We start from the raw sequence: 17,407 nt of genomic DNA on the forward strand, positions 1-17,407 counted from the left end.
GCCGATAGACAAGTATGTTGATCTCATTTATGTAAGTTGGACCCCAAAATGCCTATAGATATAAAACACGTAAATACAAATACTAACAGTCGAATTGGCAGCGCCAATTCAAGCAAAGCGTCACTGGGCAAAGACTCAGCAACGACTGCTAGCACTCAATCAAATACAATAAAGGGTGACTCTGTCTCTATCACCTCTCAGGCGCAGCAGCTCCAGAGTGCACAGGCCAAATTAAACGATATTCCTGAAATCGATATCAAAAAGGTTGAGCAGATCAAAGCCGCCATCGCTGAGGGGCGCTATAAAATAGATGCCGATAAACTGGCCAGCAATATTGCCCAGTTTGAAAAGGAACTCCAGGATCTTAACTAAGACGTTATGACGCAGATAACCGATATCATCGCCAATCAACACAAATTGCTAGACAACTTGAAGCAAACCATTGAGTCAGAGAAAGCTGCCTTGATCGCGCAAGATGCCGATCAACTGTTGCGTCTGGCTAATGAAAAAGCCGAGTTGTTAAATGAGATCAAACTAGGTGATATCGAATTAGCTGCGCATCCTGAACTAGGCAGGCTCACTCAAGAGCCTGCGCTTATTGCGTTAGTTGACGACGCCAAGCAGGCATTGGCCGAATGTAAACAGCTTAATGAGCAAAATGCCGCGCTTATCGAACACAGCATGGCCAGTGTCAACCGATTCTCACAGGCCCTACAGGCAAGTCGCAACGCCAACAGCCTGACCTATGATGGTAAGGGAAAGACCTCGACCATCTCGACGCTTGGCAATAACCTGAAAGCCTAGTTATTGCTCTGAAGCCAGGTTTCCAAAAAGTCACGGCTCATAGTAAATCTGAAGACATAAAAAAGCCTCTTTAAAGAGGCTTTTTTATTTGGCTGATGTAGTTGACTAATTCAGTTCCCTATCGCACTTAAAAATAGGTCACTTCCTTCACTGTTTGCGGCCGATTCTGCTGTTGGTATAAGGCCCAAACCTGCTGAAAATCAAGCTCAAGCTCAGTGACATAATGATCGCCGGCCGGATAACTCTTCACTACCTTCGCGCCGCGAATGACGCCGCTCACCGAGGCCTGAATATTGTCATCGGATAACATCCAATCTTTTACATTGCTCGAGGCTGACAACTGCTGGCCATACACCTGCTCGGCCAGCTCTCGGTAGGCAGCTATCTTAGACGCCTGCATTGCCATCAATACCCGTTGAGAGGCCTCTTTTGCTGGCTGGGTCGCCAGCGGCGCATAACCAATAGCGGTTAATTTAGGAAAACTCTCCGGCGCCTGGGTTTCCCATTGGATATATCTATCTTGAGAGGCACATCCACCTAGCATAAGCAGCAATGCCACTATCATGATTCTCATTGGTTAACCCCCTTAATCTGCACATCAGCCTGCCCTTCGGCGCTGTAACGAAAAAGCACACCACCTTGGGAAGTCACCTTTTCTGACAGGCTAAGATAATCTGCCAGCTCTGACTGACCCACACTCGCCCCTGCCACAGAAACAACGCGATTATTGGTCACATTCACTATGCGACTATTAATCACCACCCCATTGGGGTTAAGGCTCATGGTCGAGGCCAATACATGCTCTACGGGCAGATCCGTCGGCAGCTGACGCCAATCACGGGTCAAGATAAGCTCTCCCTGCTCAGTCACCCGCAGGTTCTCACCTACGTTAATATCCACCAGATTAAACTGATGGTCGTGCATGGCCGCAATCAATCCCTGCTGTATCTGTAACCCCAGTGCATTGGTTGTCTTGAGGTTGTCCAATAATACAGGTGTCGCAACCAACAGGGGCTGCTTAGGCGTCAGCTGATCGTTTTGACGCACTAGCTCATTAGCCAGCTGCTGGGTCAAATGAATCACTGCCGAACTGGCAGGCAAACTATTGCCGCTCTGCAAAGTCGGCGTATCACTCTCATTTGCCGCACAGGCTGCTACCAGCATGAGGGAAGATATTATCAAAGCGTTTCGCATCTTGATGTCCCATGGTTTCTCGATATTGGCGTGAACCAATATACCAACTTGGCGGCGTCATATATTCGGCCAGCCAAACCTATTGGCAATTATGCAGCAATATATATGCCATAACCTATGGATGTTCTCCTTACGCGCAAAGACTTGCTCGACTTTGGCTCATTACAGGATTAACCCATAATGAAGTAGTCATAAGCCTAGGTACTATCGAATGCCATAGCCTCTCCGACAGAGAGGTTAAACTCAGGCACGGATATTGCTTTGAGCTTATTCAATCAATCAGGAACATGAAAAAGGGTGCGAAACTGTCAGCATTTTGGCACCCCGTACTGGATTAATCTGCTCAATTGAGACGATACAATGAAACGACTCCACTTAATATTGCTGTTACTTGCCAGCTTTCACACTCATGTGATGGCGCAATGGCTAGAGGCTGAGGGCGAAGCCAAAATCATCAACGGCAATATTACCAAGGCCCGCGAAGATGCCATTGCACAGGCTCTAAGCTATGTCACATTACGCTCTGGCGGCCAGTTTACCAGCGTGCAGCGCACCCAAAATGGTCAACTCACTCAAGCCGAGCTTTCCCTGAGCCAACAGGGTCAGGTCGAACTGATCAGCGAGCAGATCCAAGGCGACAAACTGACCCTGAAGCTGCGCGTCGACGTGATGCAAAACAATGACCTCCCCAGCTGTCAACCACAGCTTAAAGCCGCCATTTTAGTGCCTCAGGCACAAATCGCCGATCGAACCCAATTAAGGTATGGCAATTTGGGAAACTTTGAAAAGGCGCTGTCTGAAAAACTTGGCACCATTATAGATCGTCAAGGTAAAGCAAGCTTTGCCCATGTTCATGCCAATGAGCGACTCGATATTGAGCAGTCTTTGATCGACATTCGTGGCTACCGACTCCCCAGCTGGCTCAGCGAGATCACCGACAGCCAATATATATTGCTACCCGAAATTCTTGATATATCAACAGAGCCTGAAGAAAGCGGTCTTTTTGGAATGTGGAACAACTACCCTCAGCGTCAATTTCAGCTAAGGCTATCTCTTTACCATGGTATCAGCGGCGAACAAATCTGGAGTGAGTACTATGACGCTCCAGCGCCATGGGAATTTGAGCGCCAGGCCACAGTACCGGCCCAAAGCAATCGTTTCTGGGCCTCTAGCTATGGCAAGAATATCGAAACCCTATTGAGCCAAGCCGGTGAGGATATCGACAAGGTGCTCAACTGCCGTCCCTTATTGGGTCAAGTGGTCTCACGCGTCGATAACCGGGTGATCATCAATCTGGGCCGTAACCATGGCGTTAAAGTCGGTGATCAGTTCCAATTGGTACTTCAGCAAAATCTACCAGACCGCCTGGATAATATGCGCGCCGTTGCCAGCGAATCTCGCGCAAAAATAACCATAGAACAGGTCACCCAAGAAAGCGCTACCGCATTGTTGCAAGGTGCCAATGGGGCCATCAACATACAAATTAACGACATCGCGATTAAAATCTAGCTTGGTTTAGCGCACTAATTAAGCAACTAAATCTAAAGCCTTTTCATCGTGATGAAAAACAGTATAATCACTTGCGTCTCCCTATAGCTCAACAGGATAGAGCAGTCGCCTCCTAAGCGATCGATCGGGGTTCGAGTCCCTGTGGGGAGACCATTAGGTGTGATTTATCATTTTATAACAATAGCTTACACGAACATTGATCATCAAAAACCACCTATAAACCACCCGTGAAACATAAGTTTTATTCGTGTGAAAAGTAAGCCCAGTCTTAGCTCTGGGCTTTTTTGTGTCTGATTGCGGATAAGTTAGTAAATAGCTATTGGGTGAACGGGTTCCTGATATTGACTGCAAAATCTGGCTTTAACCCAATGTCTGACTTATGGGCTTTAACCTTGCTCTGCATTTCGCGCAAAACCTCTTTGTAATCGCTATAAAGGTGGGCGTGTTGTGCTGGTAAATAACCACAATGCAATAGTCCGCCGTATTTAGCCAGCCACCACCTAGGGCGTATGTAATAGCTGTCAGCAATCGCGCGAGCCAGAAAATCAATCACGCAATCAAGTTCCTCACTTTGTTGTTGTCGCCTGATCTCACATGTTTTCATAAGCTCCCCTACTCGTAAAAACTATCTAACGGTCGATAATGCTCGCGCCAATCTAAATTGGGGTTGTGAGAGTCCATAAACGCTATGTAATCGGCCTCGTCAGTGAACTGGCATTGATACGGATAAACCAATTTACTCTCGCCCTGAATGGCTTCTAATCGCTTAACTAGACTGGCTTTCATGCTTCACCATCCGTTTTCTAACAAGTCTTTGCGGTAATCTGCATAGGTTTCAAACTCGGTATGTAATCCGTGTTTTTTGCCAAGCTCCCAGTATTCTTGCCAGCTCATTTGCCCAGTGTGCACCAGATGATAAAACTTCTCGTTAAACTCATCTTCTGGTGTCCGTGGGAACTCCCAATCATCAGTCATACCGATAACTAGCGAGCCGATACGATTCTCCAGGCTCTCTATTCGATGGATTAGGTTATTTCTTGGCATCTTCCAAAGCCCTCAGACGTTCCTCAAACTCCGCCGTCTCCTTGATCCGCGCCTCGATTAATTTGTGGTCGATACTGTCATCTGGTGTTATTGGTTTCAGCGCCGGATAAACCCGATCAAGCACAAACTTAATAGCTACCATGTCACCTTCTAAAACGCGGCTTTTAAGCTGTTTGATAGCCTCCTTGCTCAGTGCCTTGGGTAACAGTGAACGCTTGTTTAAAGCGCCCTTGGGGCGACCTCGCCGCCCTTTCTGATTGCCTTCTTGAAACTCAGCCATAGAATAAAACCCCCGTTAAATTATTCGGCTTGCTCTGCTGCTTCTGCTGGCTCTTCTCCTTCCTGCTCTGGCTCATCATCAAGAATGCCTGCCAGCTTGCGATCATTGTCGCTAACTGAAAACGCCATTTCATTGGCAAGGTGAGCGCCGTCAAGTGTCTCTTTCAAACGAATCAAGGTATTAATCGACTCTTCAGTAGCTTGGATTTCTGCAAAGTCATCAGGGGCTGCATGCTTCGCCAATGTTTGAATTTGCTCTTTACTCAAGCCGCCAAACACACCCGCATCAGTTCCAAACAGTAACCGCGCCGCGCTTCGTGAACTGCACCCTATCTCAAACAGTTCATTTGGTGCTTTACCTGCCAGCATGCCTGCAAGTGCTAAATCGCTGTGTGTCGGCTTGGCATTCTGCTCGAATTTGTCTTGCTGGTTGGCAAGCTTGCTGAGTAGCTTATTGCTCGCAGACTTCATTTCACGCAAAACATTTTCATTGGCGTTTTGAATCTTCTTCTGAACAGCTTTTTTGTCCTGCACGGAAGCTTTTGCCCAGTCGACAGTTCCAACTCGACTCATCACGCTTTCATAGTTCGATGCCGCTAGCTCGATGTTTTTAAATGCCAGTGTGTTGTTTAATCGCTGAGCGATTTTTACCTGACCAACTAAATCAGAAATGCTTTTCATAAAAATAACCCCATTGATAATGAATATTCACTCATTAAATTATAGCATTTCTGGGTATTTATTCACTTTATTTGTGTAATTTATACATATGTATGCAAGTAACCCAATGACATGACTCTGGCAATTTTGCTTAATGCGTCCGAAAAGTGTTTGCGGTTTCTTAATGCGTTATGTGACACACAGGCGCTTCTATACTCGCGCCTTTATGCTTGGCGGATGTTAATGCTGATTGGGAAAATCTTAGTGATTTCTTAGTGTAGGCTTGGGGTAGGCTTGGGGTAGGCTTCGCCCATTTCTGGGCATTTAAAGAGGGCGTTTCTGTGCATTTAAGCCTTACAAAATCGCCCTGAGGTGGTCTACGGGTGGTCTATAAATTCAACTAAAACATAAATCAAATAAAAACAGACTGTTAAAACGCTGGTTTTATCCCTGAGTCGACTAAAACCTAGAATCGTTAGCAGCCTTCATCTTAAACCTACTTGTTCCATAATCTTTGGTTTGGTCAGGTCTGTAACCTTTCCCCCTAGACTTTGCCAAGTAGCTAATGCGCCCCGCCGCCTCTATAAAGCTCTGCTCATCTCCCCTCTTAACAATGTAATACGGGTGCTTAGGTACGTGTGGGTGAATACCTGTCAGCCTTTCCCATGCCTTTATCGCTGCATCAAGTACCACACTTGCAGAAGGAACCCTTTCAGCGTCGACAATGAATGCAAAATGGTAATGCTGCTGCTTGGCTTTTTCCTGCTCTCTTACCCAGATGTAACCGAAAAGCAAATCAGGATAACGCCTTCTCAAAGACTTTATTAACCTCCTTCTGAATATTGAGATCTGCGCGTTGTCTTGCGAGTAACCAGATACATGACTATCGAATCGAATTATGAACACTCGACTTGTAACCGATAGCAACGCCTCAATTTGATTAAGCGCCGAAAACATAATATCCCTACACCAACCTAATGAGCCATTTGGGATCTCAATAATGCAATCGCCATATTTAAATGATGATTTCTTACAAACATACTTCATTGATGCCCCATAGATAATATTTAAACGGGTCACAAACCAGTGATTTGATAATCGCCAGATACCAGCCACTTTGAACCTTCTTATTTTTCGAGGGGTCACAAACCAGTGAATTTCTAAACGCCGCATTTACGCTTGAATGATTGAGCATGTCTAGGCTATCCTTGAGGCATGGCTAGCGGTCGCTCCGCCAAGATTGATCCGCTAACCATTATCTTATGAAAGGGGTTTAAGCTTACAGCTTAGGCTCCTTTTGCTTTTCTGGGTCATAGACTGGATCATTTGCCGCTTGCTCATTGATTCGCTTGATTAGCCAATTAGCGCCGCGCCACTGGATAGCTTCCCTCAATATCCGATCAAGCCTTAGTGTTTTCTTGGCGTAATAATGCGACCTCTCGTCTGCTATCTGCTCATCTCTGCAATTGTGATAACGCTCAATTTCAGAAGGTGGAATAAACCACACCGTATCGTTTGCCGATTGGTCACACTCCCATGGGATAAACGCTTTTCTTAGCTCATCCATCACCCTGCTTTGTTGCTCCCCGTTAGTTAAAAAAGTGATTTGCGCTGCTGTTAGTCGTTCCCCGTTAAGAAGGCGATCTAACACCATCGATGCACCATAAGATCGTTTACTCATCGTCATTCCTCTTTGGTTTATTTGCCGTCAAAAGGTGGTCGACAGGTGGTGTTTTTTAGAACCAACCAAACTAACCACTTTTAAATCAGGCGGTTAATCACCTAGTTTTCTCCCTGCAAGGGATAAACCTAAGCGGTTTTGGTTTGGGTTCTGGATTCAATAAAGGCGTCTAAATCAGACTTGCGATAAAAAACTTTTCTACCGATTTTGCAAAATGGAATCGAGTAACGTGAGGTTGAGCGCCAAACATCCATAGTTTCAGGCTTTACACCTAAATAATTGGCGGCTTCTTTGTTTGATAGTCGATCATTCAGAAATGAAATTAATTGCGTCATGTATAGCTCCACTTAGTTATTTACCCAACTTGATAGAGCTAATAATACCTACTTTGTAAAAACTAAAAACTGCAACAAAACTATTACTAATTATGTTGCATGCAATAAAAATTAACTAACTTAAAATGCCTTCTTTCCTTTAAAATAAAGCATATTACAAGTAACTGTTATGTCTTGTTCTTTGAGCTCTGTGTAAGTTACCCCTAACGTCTCAGCAAACCGCTTAAGACGGCTCTGTACCACTTGGCGACCAATGCCATGCTTTCTTGCTACTTCTGAAACGCTCGTTTCTTTTACTTGCTTTAGCAAAGTTAAATTCTCAGTATTATTTATTACTGTTGGTCTATGGTTGGCTTTATGATTTCTTAAGCTTGGGAATGCATTTCCTTCAAGAAAAGCCCCTTTTAGCAATACTGCTATGAACTCGTTACCATCAAGATCATCTGGATATTTGTAGTTTTTAGGTTGATTGCTATCTATCCAACTTTTTATTTTGAGAAACGCAGGGGAAGGGTCTATTCCCATCATTACGATATGGCGGTTGCAGAACTTTAATTCGTCATCAGTGCAATTTTCAAGAAGATCAATTTCAGCATTTAATTGTGCCTTACCCGCATCTGAAGCTTGGTACTCAGCAAGCCTTTCTTCTTCGGTGATTTCTTTTGTGTTGCAAATACCCTCTTTAATAAGTTTGATGATTTTATTAAGCTCACTCATCCCGTCTACATTTTCCATCCTAAAGCCCTCCTAGCAGTTCTTTTCGTTGTTCTGGTGTTAGTGCCTTCAACTGCTCTTTAAGTGCGTCTAAGGCTGATTGTGGCTCATTCCTGATATGCTCAAGACCTGCTCGAACCTGACTTAAATCATGGTGTGCGTAGGTGCGCTGTGTTATCGCTATTGAAGAATGACCAAGGGCTTTCTGAATGATTGCCAATTCAATGCCCGCCCTAGCCATTCTGGTGGCTGTAGAACGCCTTAAATCATGAAAGGTTAGTCTTTGCGCTTTGTCGTCTGAATAAAGACCTGCACGCTTTGTTACGCGCCTCCAGAATGAACCTTGCCCCGTTTTCTCGACCACATGACCTAGTTTGCTGCGCTTGTTAGGGAAAACAAAAACCTCGCCTTGCTCAGCCTCTTGGCTTCTTCGATTTAAGATTTCCATTGCTGAGGGAATAAGTGGCACAACTAAGCCTTTTTTAGATTTAGCCTTGCTTGCTGGTATCGTCCAAATTCTTTGCTGCGGGTCTATTTCTTCCCACCGCAAAGATAATACGCAGCTTTTACGCTGCCCTGTCATCAGAGCGATTAATACAATGTCTTTATAGATCTGCGGTTCTTCATCAAGCGCCGACAACAATCTACCTTCCTCTTCTTCGGTTAATACTCGCTCTCGCGGCTGCTCTGCAAACTTCTTAGCAACTGCAAAATGATTATCAGAAATTAGACCTTCTCTTTTTGCGTAGCTAAAAACTGATTTGATTTGAGTAAGGCACTTATTGCTAACTGCTGCACTCTTGGCTGTTTTAAGGTCAGCAATAATTTTCCGAGCATCATCATTAGTGAGATCGCGAACGTCTTTGCTTTTGAATAATGGCTGCGCGTGAAGCTTAAACATTGATTCAGCATCTTCTAGTGATTTAGGTCTGCGCTCGCCAGCCTTGATCCTGATTTGAAAGTCAGCCTTATAGACGGCAAACAGATCTGCATAAGTGAAGCTGTTCAACCTGCGGGCTTTCTTCGCTGCCTTTTCTGCGTTGGGGTTTATGCCTTGCCTTAATTGCTCAAGGTTATCTAATGCGGCTTTACGGGCTTGCTCAATGGTCATCGAGTTGAAATTGCCAAGGCTGATAGTAAGTTTCTTTCCCTCAAACTTCTTAATCAACTTGAAAAATAAACCACCTTTTGAAGTCGTTTGAAAGCATAATCCTTTAACCTCTGAATCGGCATACCAAGCCGAAATCCCTTTTCCAGCAAGGGTTTGAAGCTTTGACTTCGTAAATTTAAACCGTTCCATTTAAGCCACCCATAAACCACCTATAAACCACCAGAGAGGTAAATTTATAGCTATATTCGTATAGATTTGTTAAGGTCAGCTTATCATCAAAACCCGCTTAAAGTCTTGCTGTATATGGGTTTATTAAGATTCGTTAAGGTAGGTCTATTAGATTGGCTTATCCCCTGTGGGGAGACCAGTTAGTGAACTTACCTATAATATGAAGCATGACTTCAAGGGACAGTGTCAATGACTGAGCTTTTTAATGCCAATCTCAACATCATCAGCCAGCGTTGGCCCGACATCAAAAGCCTCCAACAAGTTTCTATAACAGCTCTCGATGCCGCTTTCGTAGCCGGCCAAAATCAAACTATTAGCGTTAATAGCACTTACCTCGGTTGTCGTCTTAATCGAATGTATCCTTCCCCAACGAGTATCTGTATATCAATTGGATGCCTTGCCTAGCCTTTGAGCGAGAATCACAATCGGTTTCAATCTTGATTCGCCCATTAGAAACGTACTGATGTTGGATGAGAATAATCAAGCAGCGCTCAATTATCTCAAACAAATAAAGCCCTAAGGAATATTTAGGCGCCTCGGGTAAATTTATCCTAGGCGCCGTTTCCCTTGTCCCCGGCAAACCGTATAATAGCGCCCGTTAACCAATTTTATTGCCGATAGCGAGGTCCTGTGGCGCACACCTATATCCCACTCGAACAATACAAACGTAAATGGATCTTTAACCATAAAGATCTGCCTGTCACTGATGAAGATAAGGCGCATATCAAGCCACTTGATCAAAAATCATCGATGACGGTCTGGAATCAGTGGGTGAGCAATAAGAGCAGCCGAAGCGATCAATTTACCAAAGGCGAGTGGCCCGCAAAAGGCGATGCTTGGCTAGAAACCGACCACTGGCAAAGCGCCTGGGACAGCGAATCTCCGGCATTACCTGAACTGTTTCAAGGCCATTTCGATTGGAGTGATGATACTCAGGTTTATTTCTGCTACGACAAATATCAGATAATAGAAACTCGCTGGGACGTGTTCGTACGCAACTGGAAATGTTTTCTCTTCTTCGATGACGGCCCACTGCTGATCTCCCCTAAGAAAAAACAAGCGGCTTTCTTTCATCAAAGTGGTCAATATCAAGTCGGCCAACGCGGCTAATCATCTTTTTCAAAATTTCGAGGTTTTATGAAGTCACTCATCCGCAGTCTGCTATTCGTTTCACTTTGCTTTAGCATGCCGCTGGCCGCCAAGACGGTCGCCGATGTCTCACTTGACGAGCAGCTCACCCTCAGCGACCAGAGTCTGCAACTAAATGGCGCAGGGGTTCGTAGCAAGTTTTTTATGGATCTCTATGTCGGGAGCCTCTACACCCCGAGTCCTAGCACCTCGCTGCAAAGTGTCCTAGAAGCTCCTAAGGTGGCCATTCGCTTAAACATCATCTCAGGCATGATCACTTCAGAGAAGATGCAAGATGCCATTATCGAGGGATTCGATGATGCTACAAATGGTAATCCCCAAGGCATTCAAGCTGAGATCGATGCCTTTATGGCCCTCTTTTCGGCGCCTATCGTAAAAGGCGATCAATTTACTCTGGAAGCAAACAAAGATCTTGGTGTCACCGCCTACAAGAATGGCGTAAAACAAGCCACGGTTGAAGGCGAAGCCTTTCGCCAAGCACTGCTGAAGATCTGGCTGGGCGACAAGCCGGCCCAAAAAAGCCTAAAGAAAGCTATGCTAGGTAAGTAAAAAGTTAAGTAAAAAAGTTTGAGATACCAAAATGGCCTGCAACGACTGTTCAGGCCATTTTTATATTAAATATCAGCATACTAGAATCGGTACTGGGCAGAAAAAGCCAGTGCAACTTGGTTATCAAGCGACTCTTGGGTCTGGGGCGCCGAGAGCTCTATCTCGCTGTTAAAGTAATAACCTAAGTAGGCATTAAAACTCAGCGGCTTACTGGCTTGCCAACCGGCCCTGACAAAACCAACCCACTCGTCAATCTCTATAGTGACATCGTCATCTTCTACCAAAAAGCGCTGAGTGCGCTTCGAACTGCCAATACCGATATCGATAGACTCATACCACTGATAACTTAACTCCAAGCCCGCTGGGCCGCTAAAGCCAGCAGAGAAAGGGTTAGCCAATTTCAGTTTGTCGGTTATCTGCCAATTCACCGCCAGGTAAGGAATGGTTCTCACCTCTGAGATATCGTTTAGATAGGCAACCCCTAACCCCAACATGCTACCGCCGTCAAAGCGGTACATACCCGAAGCAACCAGACCATAGCTCTGGGCATTAGAGCCTGACGCACCATCGGCGTAGGCATATTGAAGCTTAGGGGCAAAGAGTAACAGCCAACGATCGGTAGGACGGTAGCTAAGCCCTATTCCGACGCCATATCTGTCCACACTTGACCAAGGCTGGAAACCATCGAGTAGGGTCGCGCCCCGTCCGCCCCAGTCAAAGTCTAACCTGTCGTAATTCAGACTGGCACTGACAGACAACTTACGGCTCAAGGGGTAACTTGTCTGCGCGCTGAACAGCCAGGTATCACGCTGCAGATCCAGTCCGCTATCACCCACATCGGCCGCACCGACCCCAATCCCCGATACCGACAGAGTCAGCGGCGAATAGCGGCGCTCTGCCGCCTCGGCAGATACACTCGCCATCAGGGCAAAACTGACTAACAAGGTGTTAATCTTAATGATAGAGCTAATACTATGCTTCATACCCTCTCCCTGGGGATACTTAGATGGGATTAAATTTTGGCTAACATCTATTTGATATCGTTACGCCAATTTACTCTCTATAGCTTAGTACGAACAAAGCGTTTAAAAGATCACTTAGTCTGCCATTTATAACTGAGCATCAGACTTGGCAACTATCGTTTGTCTGCAAAAGGTTGGCAGCGATAGGCACGCAAAAACATAGTCACAGTCTCTTGAATATAGCTGGACCGATTCGCAATTAAATCATCCACAGGTAAGCCTAACTCAAGCTTAAGACGCATCTCGCCAAACAACATCATACACAGCCTTACCGCAGCACTGCGCAGATCGCCAAAATGATATTGACCTAGCTTCTCAACCTGTTCGAAATACGCTTCGAGCAGTTTCAATAAAAATTCGGGACCGGCATTAAAAAACAGCTCCGAAATTTCCGGGTGGGTGTCGGCCTGAGCCACGCAGGTCTTAAATACTTCAATCGCCTCGGGTGAAACAATCATCTCGCCAAAGTAGTTGCCGAAATTCAACAGCGCCTGCTCGGGCTGTTCTGGGCTGGTAAACAACTCTGCCGTTACCTGATGTACAACACACTTAGATTCGATTGAGGCGACGAACAGATCATCCTTGCTACCAAAATGTGAATAGACGGTCTGCTTAGAGACGCCCGCCAGTTTTGCGACCTCATCCATGCTGGTATTGGGAAAACCTTGCCCACAGAAGAGATCTATCGCGGCGTTTAAGATCTGCGCCTTCTTTTGTTCGCTGCGGCTAAGGGGGGCTTGTGCCATTGAAACTCCGTATAAGGTTTCTTTTTTATTACAAGATAATTTATACACAAACTAGACTAGACAGTCCAGTTTTATCAAATTAGACTAACAAGTCTAGTTTAACGTTTTATTCACTAACTGTTAACCACGGAAGCGTATCAGTATGACTTTGTTTTCTGCTAAATCCCTCACGGGCATCTTGCTATGGAGCAGCCTCACCGCCATCATCACAGGTTGTCAGCAGGCGCCGACGCCTGACAGTGACCCCAGTGCCAGCAGCGAACATTTTCCCAAAGTCTCCAGCCAGCGCCTGATCCCCTCCGATGGATACGACACCACTCAGGTCTTTACCGGTAGCATACGCGCGGGCAACACGACCGCCATCGGCTTCGAGCTGGCGGGCAAGATCAAACAACTGGCGGTCGACAGTGGTAACCATGTTAAGCAGGGAGAGCTGCTGGCCAAACTCGACACCTCACTACTTGAGGCCGAAAAGCGTGAGTTAATGGCGAACCTGGCCCAAAACAAGGCCGATAGAGAACTGGCACAGAGTACACTTAAGCGGACTCAAGCCCTGAAGCAACAAGGCTACGCCTCGGATCAACAAATTGACGAGCTCAAAGGACAGCTAAGCAGCCTGCAAGCCGCCGAGCAGCGGCTAAGAGCGGCTATCGAGGCCAACGCGCTGCGCATCGAAAAATCGACATTGGTGGCGCCCTTCGATGGCGTTATCGCTAAACGCAACAACAATTTAGGCGAAGTGGTTGCCTTAGGCGCGCCGCTGTTTACCCTGATCCAGCATAACAATCCTCAAGCGATTGTCGGCGTGCCTGTGAGTCTTGCACAAAGCCTGCAAGATCGGCAGGAGCTGCAGCTTACGGTCAATGACAGCCCATATCTCGCCACCGTTGCCGGTATCGGCGCCGAGGTTAACCCTATAACCCGCACCGTGCCTGTGCGCCTCACCCTGCCCCCCGATGCCAAGGTGATCAATGGTGAGCTGGCCTATCTGCACCACAACAAAACCGTTACCGCCCAAGGCTTTTGGGTACCCATCTCGTCACTCACCGACGGACTGCGCGGCCTATGGAACCTCTATGTGCTGGTCGAGCAAGGCCCAAATCAATACCTTATCGAGCGGCGCGACATAGAGATCCTCTACGCCCATGGTGACCAAGCCTATATCAGGGGCGCACTTAACGCCCAGGAGCGCTTTGTCACCCAAGGCTTGCACAAGGTAGTGGTCGGCGAGCTGGTCACCCTCAACACGCAAGTCGCGACGAGGTAAGTGATGATTAAAGCTCTAGTGGAAAATGGCCGCCTGGCTAGCCTAGTCATCGCCCTACTGATTGTCGCTGGCCTTGGCGCCATTAATAATTTGCCACGTATGGAAGACCCCAGCATCACCAACCGATTCGCCTCTGTGGTTACCCATTACCCTGGCGCTTCGGCAGAGCGGGTCGAGGCCTTGGTTACCGAGGTACTGGAAAATCAGCTCAGACGCCTAGAAGAACTTAAACTGGTGCAATCCACCTCGCGCCCCGGGATCTCAGTCATCCAGCTTGAGCTAAAAGATAGGATAACCGACACAGACCCCGTCTGGTCTCGGGCCAGGGATCTGATTAACGATGCCAAAAATATGCTTCCCCCCGGCGCCCAAGATGCCCTCCTTGATGATCAGCTCGGCTACGCCAATACCGCCATCTTAGGCTTAGTCTGGCAAGGCCCGGGCGAGCCGCGCCAGGATATCCTCAACCGCTATGCTAAAGAGCTTCAAAGCCAGCTCAGGCTGATCCCTGGCACAGACTTTGTGAAACTCTACGGCGCGCCCACCGAAGAGATCTTGGTGCAGATAGATAGCATGAAGGTCAATCGCATTGGCCTGAGCGCTGCGGCCATCGCCCAGATCTTGGCCAGTGCCGACACTAAAGTCTCTGCGGGCGAGATCACCAACGACAGCTTTCGCGCCCTGGTCGAAGTGTCCGGCGAGTTAGACTCGGTCACCCGTATCAAACAGGTGCCGCTCAAGGTCGACGCCAATGGCCAAATTATTCGCCTTAGCGAGGTAGCCAGTGTACTCAGGCAGCCCAAGACACCGGCGACCAGCATTGCCCTTATTGAGCAGGCGCAAGGGATCATGGTGGCAGCGCGCATGCTCAATAACACTAGGGTCGATCTCTGGCTGCAAAAAGTCCATCAGGTGGTCGAGCAGGTACAGGGAGAGCTTTCGGCAAATGTGGAGATCCAGTGGCTGTTCGATCAAGAAGGCTACACCACCACCCGCCTTAGCGATCTTATCGCCAGCCTGTTAATGGGCTTTGTGATCATTCTCGTCGTACTTATGCTAACCCTGGGACTGCGCAACGCGGTGATCGTCTCGTTATCACTGCCACTGACCGCCCTCTTTACCTTAGCCTGCATGAAATATGTCGGGCTGCCGATACATCAGATGTCGGTGACAGGCTTAGTGGTGGCTCTTGGGATCATGGTCGATAACGCCATCGTCATCGTCGACGCCATCGCCCAGCGCCGTCGCCAAGGACTCGATCGCCTCAGCGCCGTTGGTGAAACCCTTAAACATCTCTGGCTGCCGCTGGCAGGCTCAACTATCACCACCATGCTAGCCTTTACCCCCATCATCCTTATGCCCGGAGCCGCCGGGGAGTTTGTCAGTGGCATCGCCATTTCGGTGATCTTCGCCCTGCTGGGTTCTTATCTCATCTCCCATACGCTGATCGCCGGATTTGCCGGCCGCTTTGGCGCCAAAGGAGATGCCAGCCATTGGTATCAGCGCGGGATCAATTTTCCCATTATCGCCAGCGCGTTTAGCAAGACCCTGGATATCGCCCTAAAGCGCCCTCTGCTGGCCGGTGTGATTATCGGCATCCTACCGGTAAGCGGGTTTATCGCCTCGGGGCAGATGACTGAGCAGTTTTTTCCGCCTTCCGACAGAGATATGTTTCAGATAGAGGTGCATCTAGCGCCGCACTCCAGCATAGACAATACCCGCGCCCTGGTGGAGCGTATCGATGCCAAACTCAGAGCCACAGGGCAGATGCAAAGGCTTGACTGGGTGATAGGCGGTAATGCGCCCTCTTTTTACTATAACTTGCTACAGCGTCAACAAGGCGCTGCTAATTACGCCCAGGCCATGATTAAAGTGGCCAATTTTGAGCGCGCCAACCAGCTGATCCCCAGGCTTCAGATTGAGCTCGATGCCGAGTTTCCCGAGGCGCAGATCCTGGTACGTAAACTCGAGCAAGGGCCTCCCTTTAATGCCCCCGTTGAGCTGCGCATCTATGGCCACAACTTAGATACCTTGAGAGAAATTGGCGATGAAGTGAGGCGCATACTGATCACCACAGAACATGTGATCCACACCCGCGCCACCCTGAGCGCCGGCGCCCCTAAGGTATGGTTTCAAATCGACGAAGACGCCAGCAAGATGAGTGGTCTGAGCCTCACCGATATCGCCAGCCAGATCCAGATGGCCACCACAGGGATCAATGGCGGCAGCATCTTGGAGCAAACCGAATCACTGCCGATACGGGTGCGCACCCAAGATCTGATGCGCGAGCAGCAAACCCAGCTATCGCAGCTCAATCTGCTGTCCACCAGTGGTGTCGGTATTCCACTATCGGCGCTGTCCACCAGCCGCATCGATGTTAGCCTGGGCGCTATTCCGAGGCGTGACGGTCAGCGTGTTAACACAGTAGAAGCTTACCTTGAAAGTGATGTATTGCCGCAGCAAGTGCTGGATCAGGCCAAGACTAGAATCGATGCCCTATCGCTTCCACCGGGCTATCGTATCGAAGTGGGCGGCGAGAGCGCCAAACGCAACGAGGCCGTGGGCAACCTGCTATCAAACATTGTCTTGGTGATCACCTTGCTACTTGCCACCGTGGTGCTATCGTTTAACTCCTTCCGTCTCACCGGCATCATACTGCTTAGCGCGGTGCAGTCGGCAGGCCTCGGGCTGCTGGCCGTCTACCTGTTTAACTATCCTTTTGGCTTTACCGTGATCATCGGTCTATTAGGCCTTATGGGACTGGCGATTAATGCCGCCATCGTTATCTTGGCCGAACTGGAAGATATGCCCAATAAACGTGAGGCGCCTATCGATGCCATAGTAACAGTCGTGAGCAGCTGCGGCCGACATATAGGTTCCACCACCATCACGACCATAGGCGGCTTCCTGCCACTGATCATCGCAGGCGGCGGATTTTGGCCACCATTTGCCATCGCCATCGCAGGCGGCACCGCACTAACTACCCTGCTCTCGTTGGTCTGGGTACCTACTATGTATCAGCTGCTGATGACCAAACGCCATACCACGCCAGCCGCCGCTTTTCAGCCAAGCTAAGCCGTGAACACTAAGATGCGCAGGCTCGCCCAGCTATGGG

21 protein-coding genes and 1 tRNA gene are annotated in these 17,407 nt (G+C 47.9%); 8 read left to right on the plus strand and 14 right to left on the minus strand.

The window, feature by feature from the left end:
• Positions 1–48 precede the first annotated feature (48 nt).
• Both flgM and NY07_RS06155 read left to right on the plus strand, forming a co-directional pair.
• Complete coding sequence (gene flgM / locus NY07_RS06150) at positions 49–372, plus strand: flagellar biosynthesis anti-sigma factor FlgM (protein WP_033538479.1); 324 nt, start codon at positions 49–51, stop codon at positions 370–372.
• A 6-nt stretch (positions 373–378) separates the two neighbouring features.
• Positions 379–804 (plus strand): flagella synthesis protein FlgN, encoded by a 426-nt coding sequence (locus NY07_RS06155; protein WP_033538480.1) that lies wholly within the window; start codon positions 379–381, stop codon positions 802–804.
• A gap of 127 nt (positions 805–931) precedes the next feature.
• Here the strand turns inward: NY07_RS06155 and NY07_RS06160 are convergent, their stop codons facing one another.
• Positions 932–1,378 (minus strand): LPP20 family lipoprotein, encoded by a 447-nt coding sequence (locus tag NY07_RS06160; RefSeq protein WP_033538481.1) that lies wholly within the window; start codon positions 1,376–1,378, stop codon positions 932–934.
• Positions 1,375–1,998, minus strand: a complete 624-nt coding sequence (locus NY07_RS06165) for a FlgO family outer membrane protein (RefSeq protein WP_033538482.1) — start codon at positions 1,996–1,998, stop codon at positions 1,375–1,377. Before NY07_RS06165 ends, NY07_RS06160 begins: the two co-directional genes overlap by 4 nt.
• 360 nt (positions 1,999–2,358) lie before the next feature.
• On the opposite strand from NY07_RS06165, the gene NY07_RS06170 reads away from it, so the two are divergent.
• Both NY07_RS06170 and NY07_RS06175 read left to right on the plus strand, forming a co-directional pair.
• Entirely contained in the window at positions 2,359–3,507 is a 1,149-nt protein-coding gene (locus NY07_RS06170; protein WP_033538483.1) for a flagellar assembly protein FlgT, read from the plus strand.
• A gap of 77 nt (positions 3,508–3,584) precedes the next feature.
• Positions 3,585–3,660, plus strand: a tRNA-Arg gene (locus tag NY07_RS06175).
• Between the two features lie 163 nt (positions 3,661–3,823).
• Here the strand turns inward: NY07_RS06175 and NY07_RS06180 are convergent.
• From NY07_RS06180 to NY07_RS06220, 10 genes are all read right to left on the minus strand, one after another.
• Positions 3,824–4,111: a hypothetical protein gene (locus tag NY07_RS06180; protein ID WP_033538484.1), complete on the minus strand. Its 288-nt coding sequence runs from the start codon at positions 4,109–4,111 to the stop codon at positions 3,824–3,826.
• A gap of 8 nt (positions 4,112–4,119) precedes the next feature.
• On the minus strand, positions 4,120–4,293 hold the full coding sequence (locus NY07_RS19515) for a hypothetical protein (RefSeq protein ID WP_161783153.1): 174 nt from the start codon (positions 4,291–4,293) through the stop codon (positions 4,120–4,122).
• A gap of 3 nt (positions 4,294–4,296) precedes the next feature.
• Positions 4,297–4,551, minus strand: a complete 255-nt coding sequence (locus NY07_RS06185) for a hypothetical protein (protein WP_033538485.1) — start codon at positions 4,549–4,551, stop codon at positions 4,297–4,299.
• Complete coding sequence (locus NY07_RS06190; protein WP_033538486.1) at positions 4,538–4,831, minus strand: hypothetical protein; 294 nt, start codon at positions 4,829–4,831, stop codon at positions 4,538–4,540. Before NY07_RS06190 ends, NY07_RS06185 begins: the two co-directional genes overlap by 14 nt.
• Positions 4,832–4,851: 20 nt before the next feature.
• The gene (locus tag NY07_RS06195) at positions 4,852–5,511 is read right to left on the minus strand and encodes a hypothetical protein (protein WP_033538487.1); all 660 of its coding nucleotides are present in this window, start codon (positions 5,509–5,511) and stop codon (positions 4,852–4,854) included.
• A gap of 438 nt (positions 5,512–5,949) precedes the next feature.
• Positions 5,950–6,606, minus strand: a complete 657-nt coding sequence (locus NY07_RS06200; protein WP_161783154.1) for a YagK/YfjJ domain-containing protein — start codon at positions 6,604–6,606, stop codon at positions 5,950–5,952.
• A gap of 163 nt (positions 6,607–6,769) precedes the next feature.
• Positions 6,770–7,171 (minus strand): hypothetical protein, encoded by a 402-nt coding sequence (locus NY07_RS06205; protein ID WP_033538488.1) that lies wholly within the window; start codon positions 7,169–7,171, stop codon positions 6,770–6,772.
• A 128-nt stretch (positions 7,172–7,299) separates the two neighbouring features.
• The gene (locus NY07_RS06210; RefSeq protein WP_033538489.1) at positions 7,300–7,506 is read right to left on the minus strand and encodes a helix-turn-helix domain-containing protein; all 207 of its coding nucleotides are present in this window, start codon (positions 7,504–7,506) and stop codon (positions 7,300–7,302) included.
• Positions 7,507–7,626: 120 nt separating this feature from the next.
• Positions 7,627–8,241 carry a hypothetical protein gene (locus NY07_RS06215; protein ID WP_033538490.1) on the minus strand — a complete coding sequence of 205 codons (615 nt, stop codon included), beginning with the start codon at positions 8,239–8,241 and terminating at the stop codon, positions 7,627–7,629.
• Between the two features lies 1 nt (position 8,242).
• Entirely contained in the window at positions 8,243–9,520 is a 1,278-nt protein-coding gene (locus NY07_RS06220) for a tyrosine-type recombinase/integrase (protein WP_052125524.1), read from the minus strand.
• Between the two features lie 669 nt (positions 9,521–10,189).
• Between NY07_RS06220 and NY07_RS06225 the strand changes: the two genes are divergently transcribed.
• Together NY07_RS06225 and NY07_RS06230 are read left to right on the plus strand one after the other, a co-directional pair.
• Positions 10,190–10,669, plus strand: a complete 480-nt coding sequence (locus NY07_RS06225; RefSeq protein WP_033538491.1) for a DUF2947 domain-containing protein — start codon at positions 10,190–10,192, stop codon at positions 10,667–10,669.
• 27 nt (positions 10,670–10,696) lie between these two features.
• The gene (locus NY07_RS06230) at positions 10,697–11,257 is read left to right on the plus strand and encodes a chalcone isomerase family protein (protein WP_033538492.1); all 561 of its coding nucleotides are present in this window, start codon (positions 10,697–10,699) and stop codon (positions 11,255–11,257) included.
• A gap of 80 nt (positions 11,258–11,337) precedes the next feature.
• On the opposite strand, the gene NY07_RS06235 is transcribed toward NY07_RS06230, so the two are convergent.
• Together NY07_RS06235 and NY07_RS06240 are read right to left on the minus strand one after the other, a co-directional pair.
• On the minus strand, positions 11,338–12,240 hold the full coding sequence (locus NY07_RS06235; protein WP_033538493.1) for a DUF6268 family outer membrane beta-barrel protein: 903 nt from the start codon (positions 12,238–12,240) through the stop codon (positions 11,338–11,340).
• A 152-nt stretch (positions 12,241–12,392) separates the two neighbouring features.
• Positions 12,393–13,025, minus strand: a complete 633-nt coding sequence (locus tag NY07_RS06240; protein ID WP_033538494.1) for a TetR/AcrR family transcriptional regulator — start codon at positions 13,023–13,025, stop codon at positions 12,393–12,395.
• 142 nt (positions 13,026–13,167) lie between these two features.
• Here NY07_RS06240 and NY07_RS06245 point away from each other — a divergent pair, with 142 nt between their 5' ends.
• Both NY07_RS06245 and NY07_RS06250 read left to right on the plus strand, forming a co-directional pair.
• The gene (locus NY07_RS06245; RefSeq protein WP_052125525.1) at positions 13,168–14,292 is read left to right on the plus strand and encodes an efflux RND transporter periplasmic adaptor subunit; all 1,125 of its coding nucleotides are present in this window, start codon (positions 13,168–13,170) and stop codon (positions 14,290–14,292) included.
• A gap of 3 nt (positions 14,293–14,295) precedes the next feature.
• A complete protein-coding gene (locus NY07_RS06250) occupies positions 14,296–17,367 on the plus strand; it encodes an efflux RND transporter permease subunit (RefSeq protein ID WP_033538495.1) in 3,072 nt (1,023 codons plus the stop codon).
• Positions 17,368–17,407: the final 40 nt, after the last annotated feature.

This window comes from Shewanella sp. ECSMB14101 (assembly GCF_000773485.1).
Taxonomy (GTDB): domain Bacteria; phylum Pseudomonadota; class Gammaproteobacteria; order Enterobacterales; family Shewanellaceae; genus Shewanella; species Shewanella marisflavi.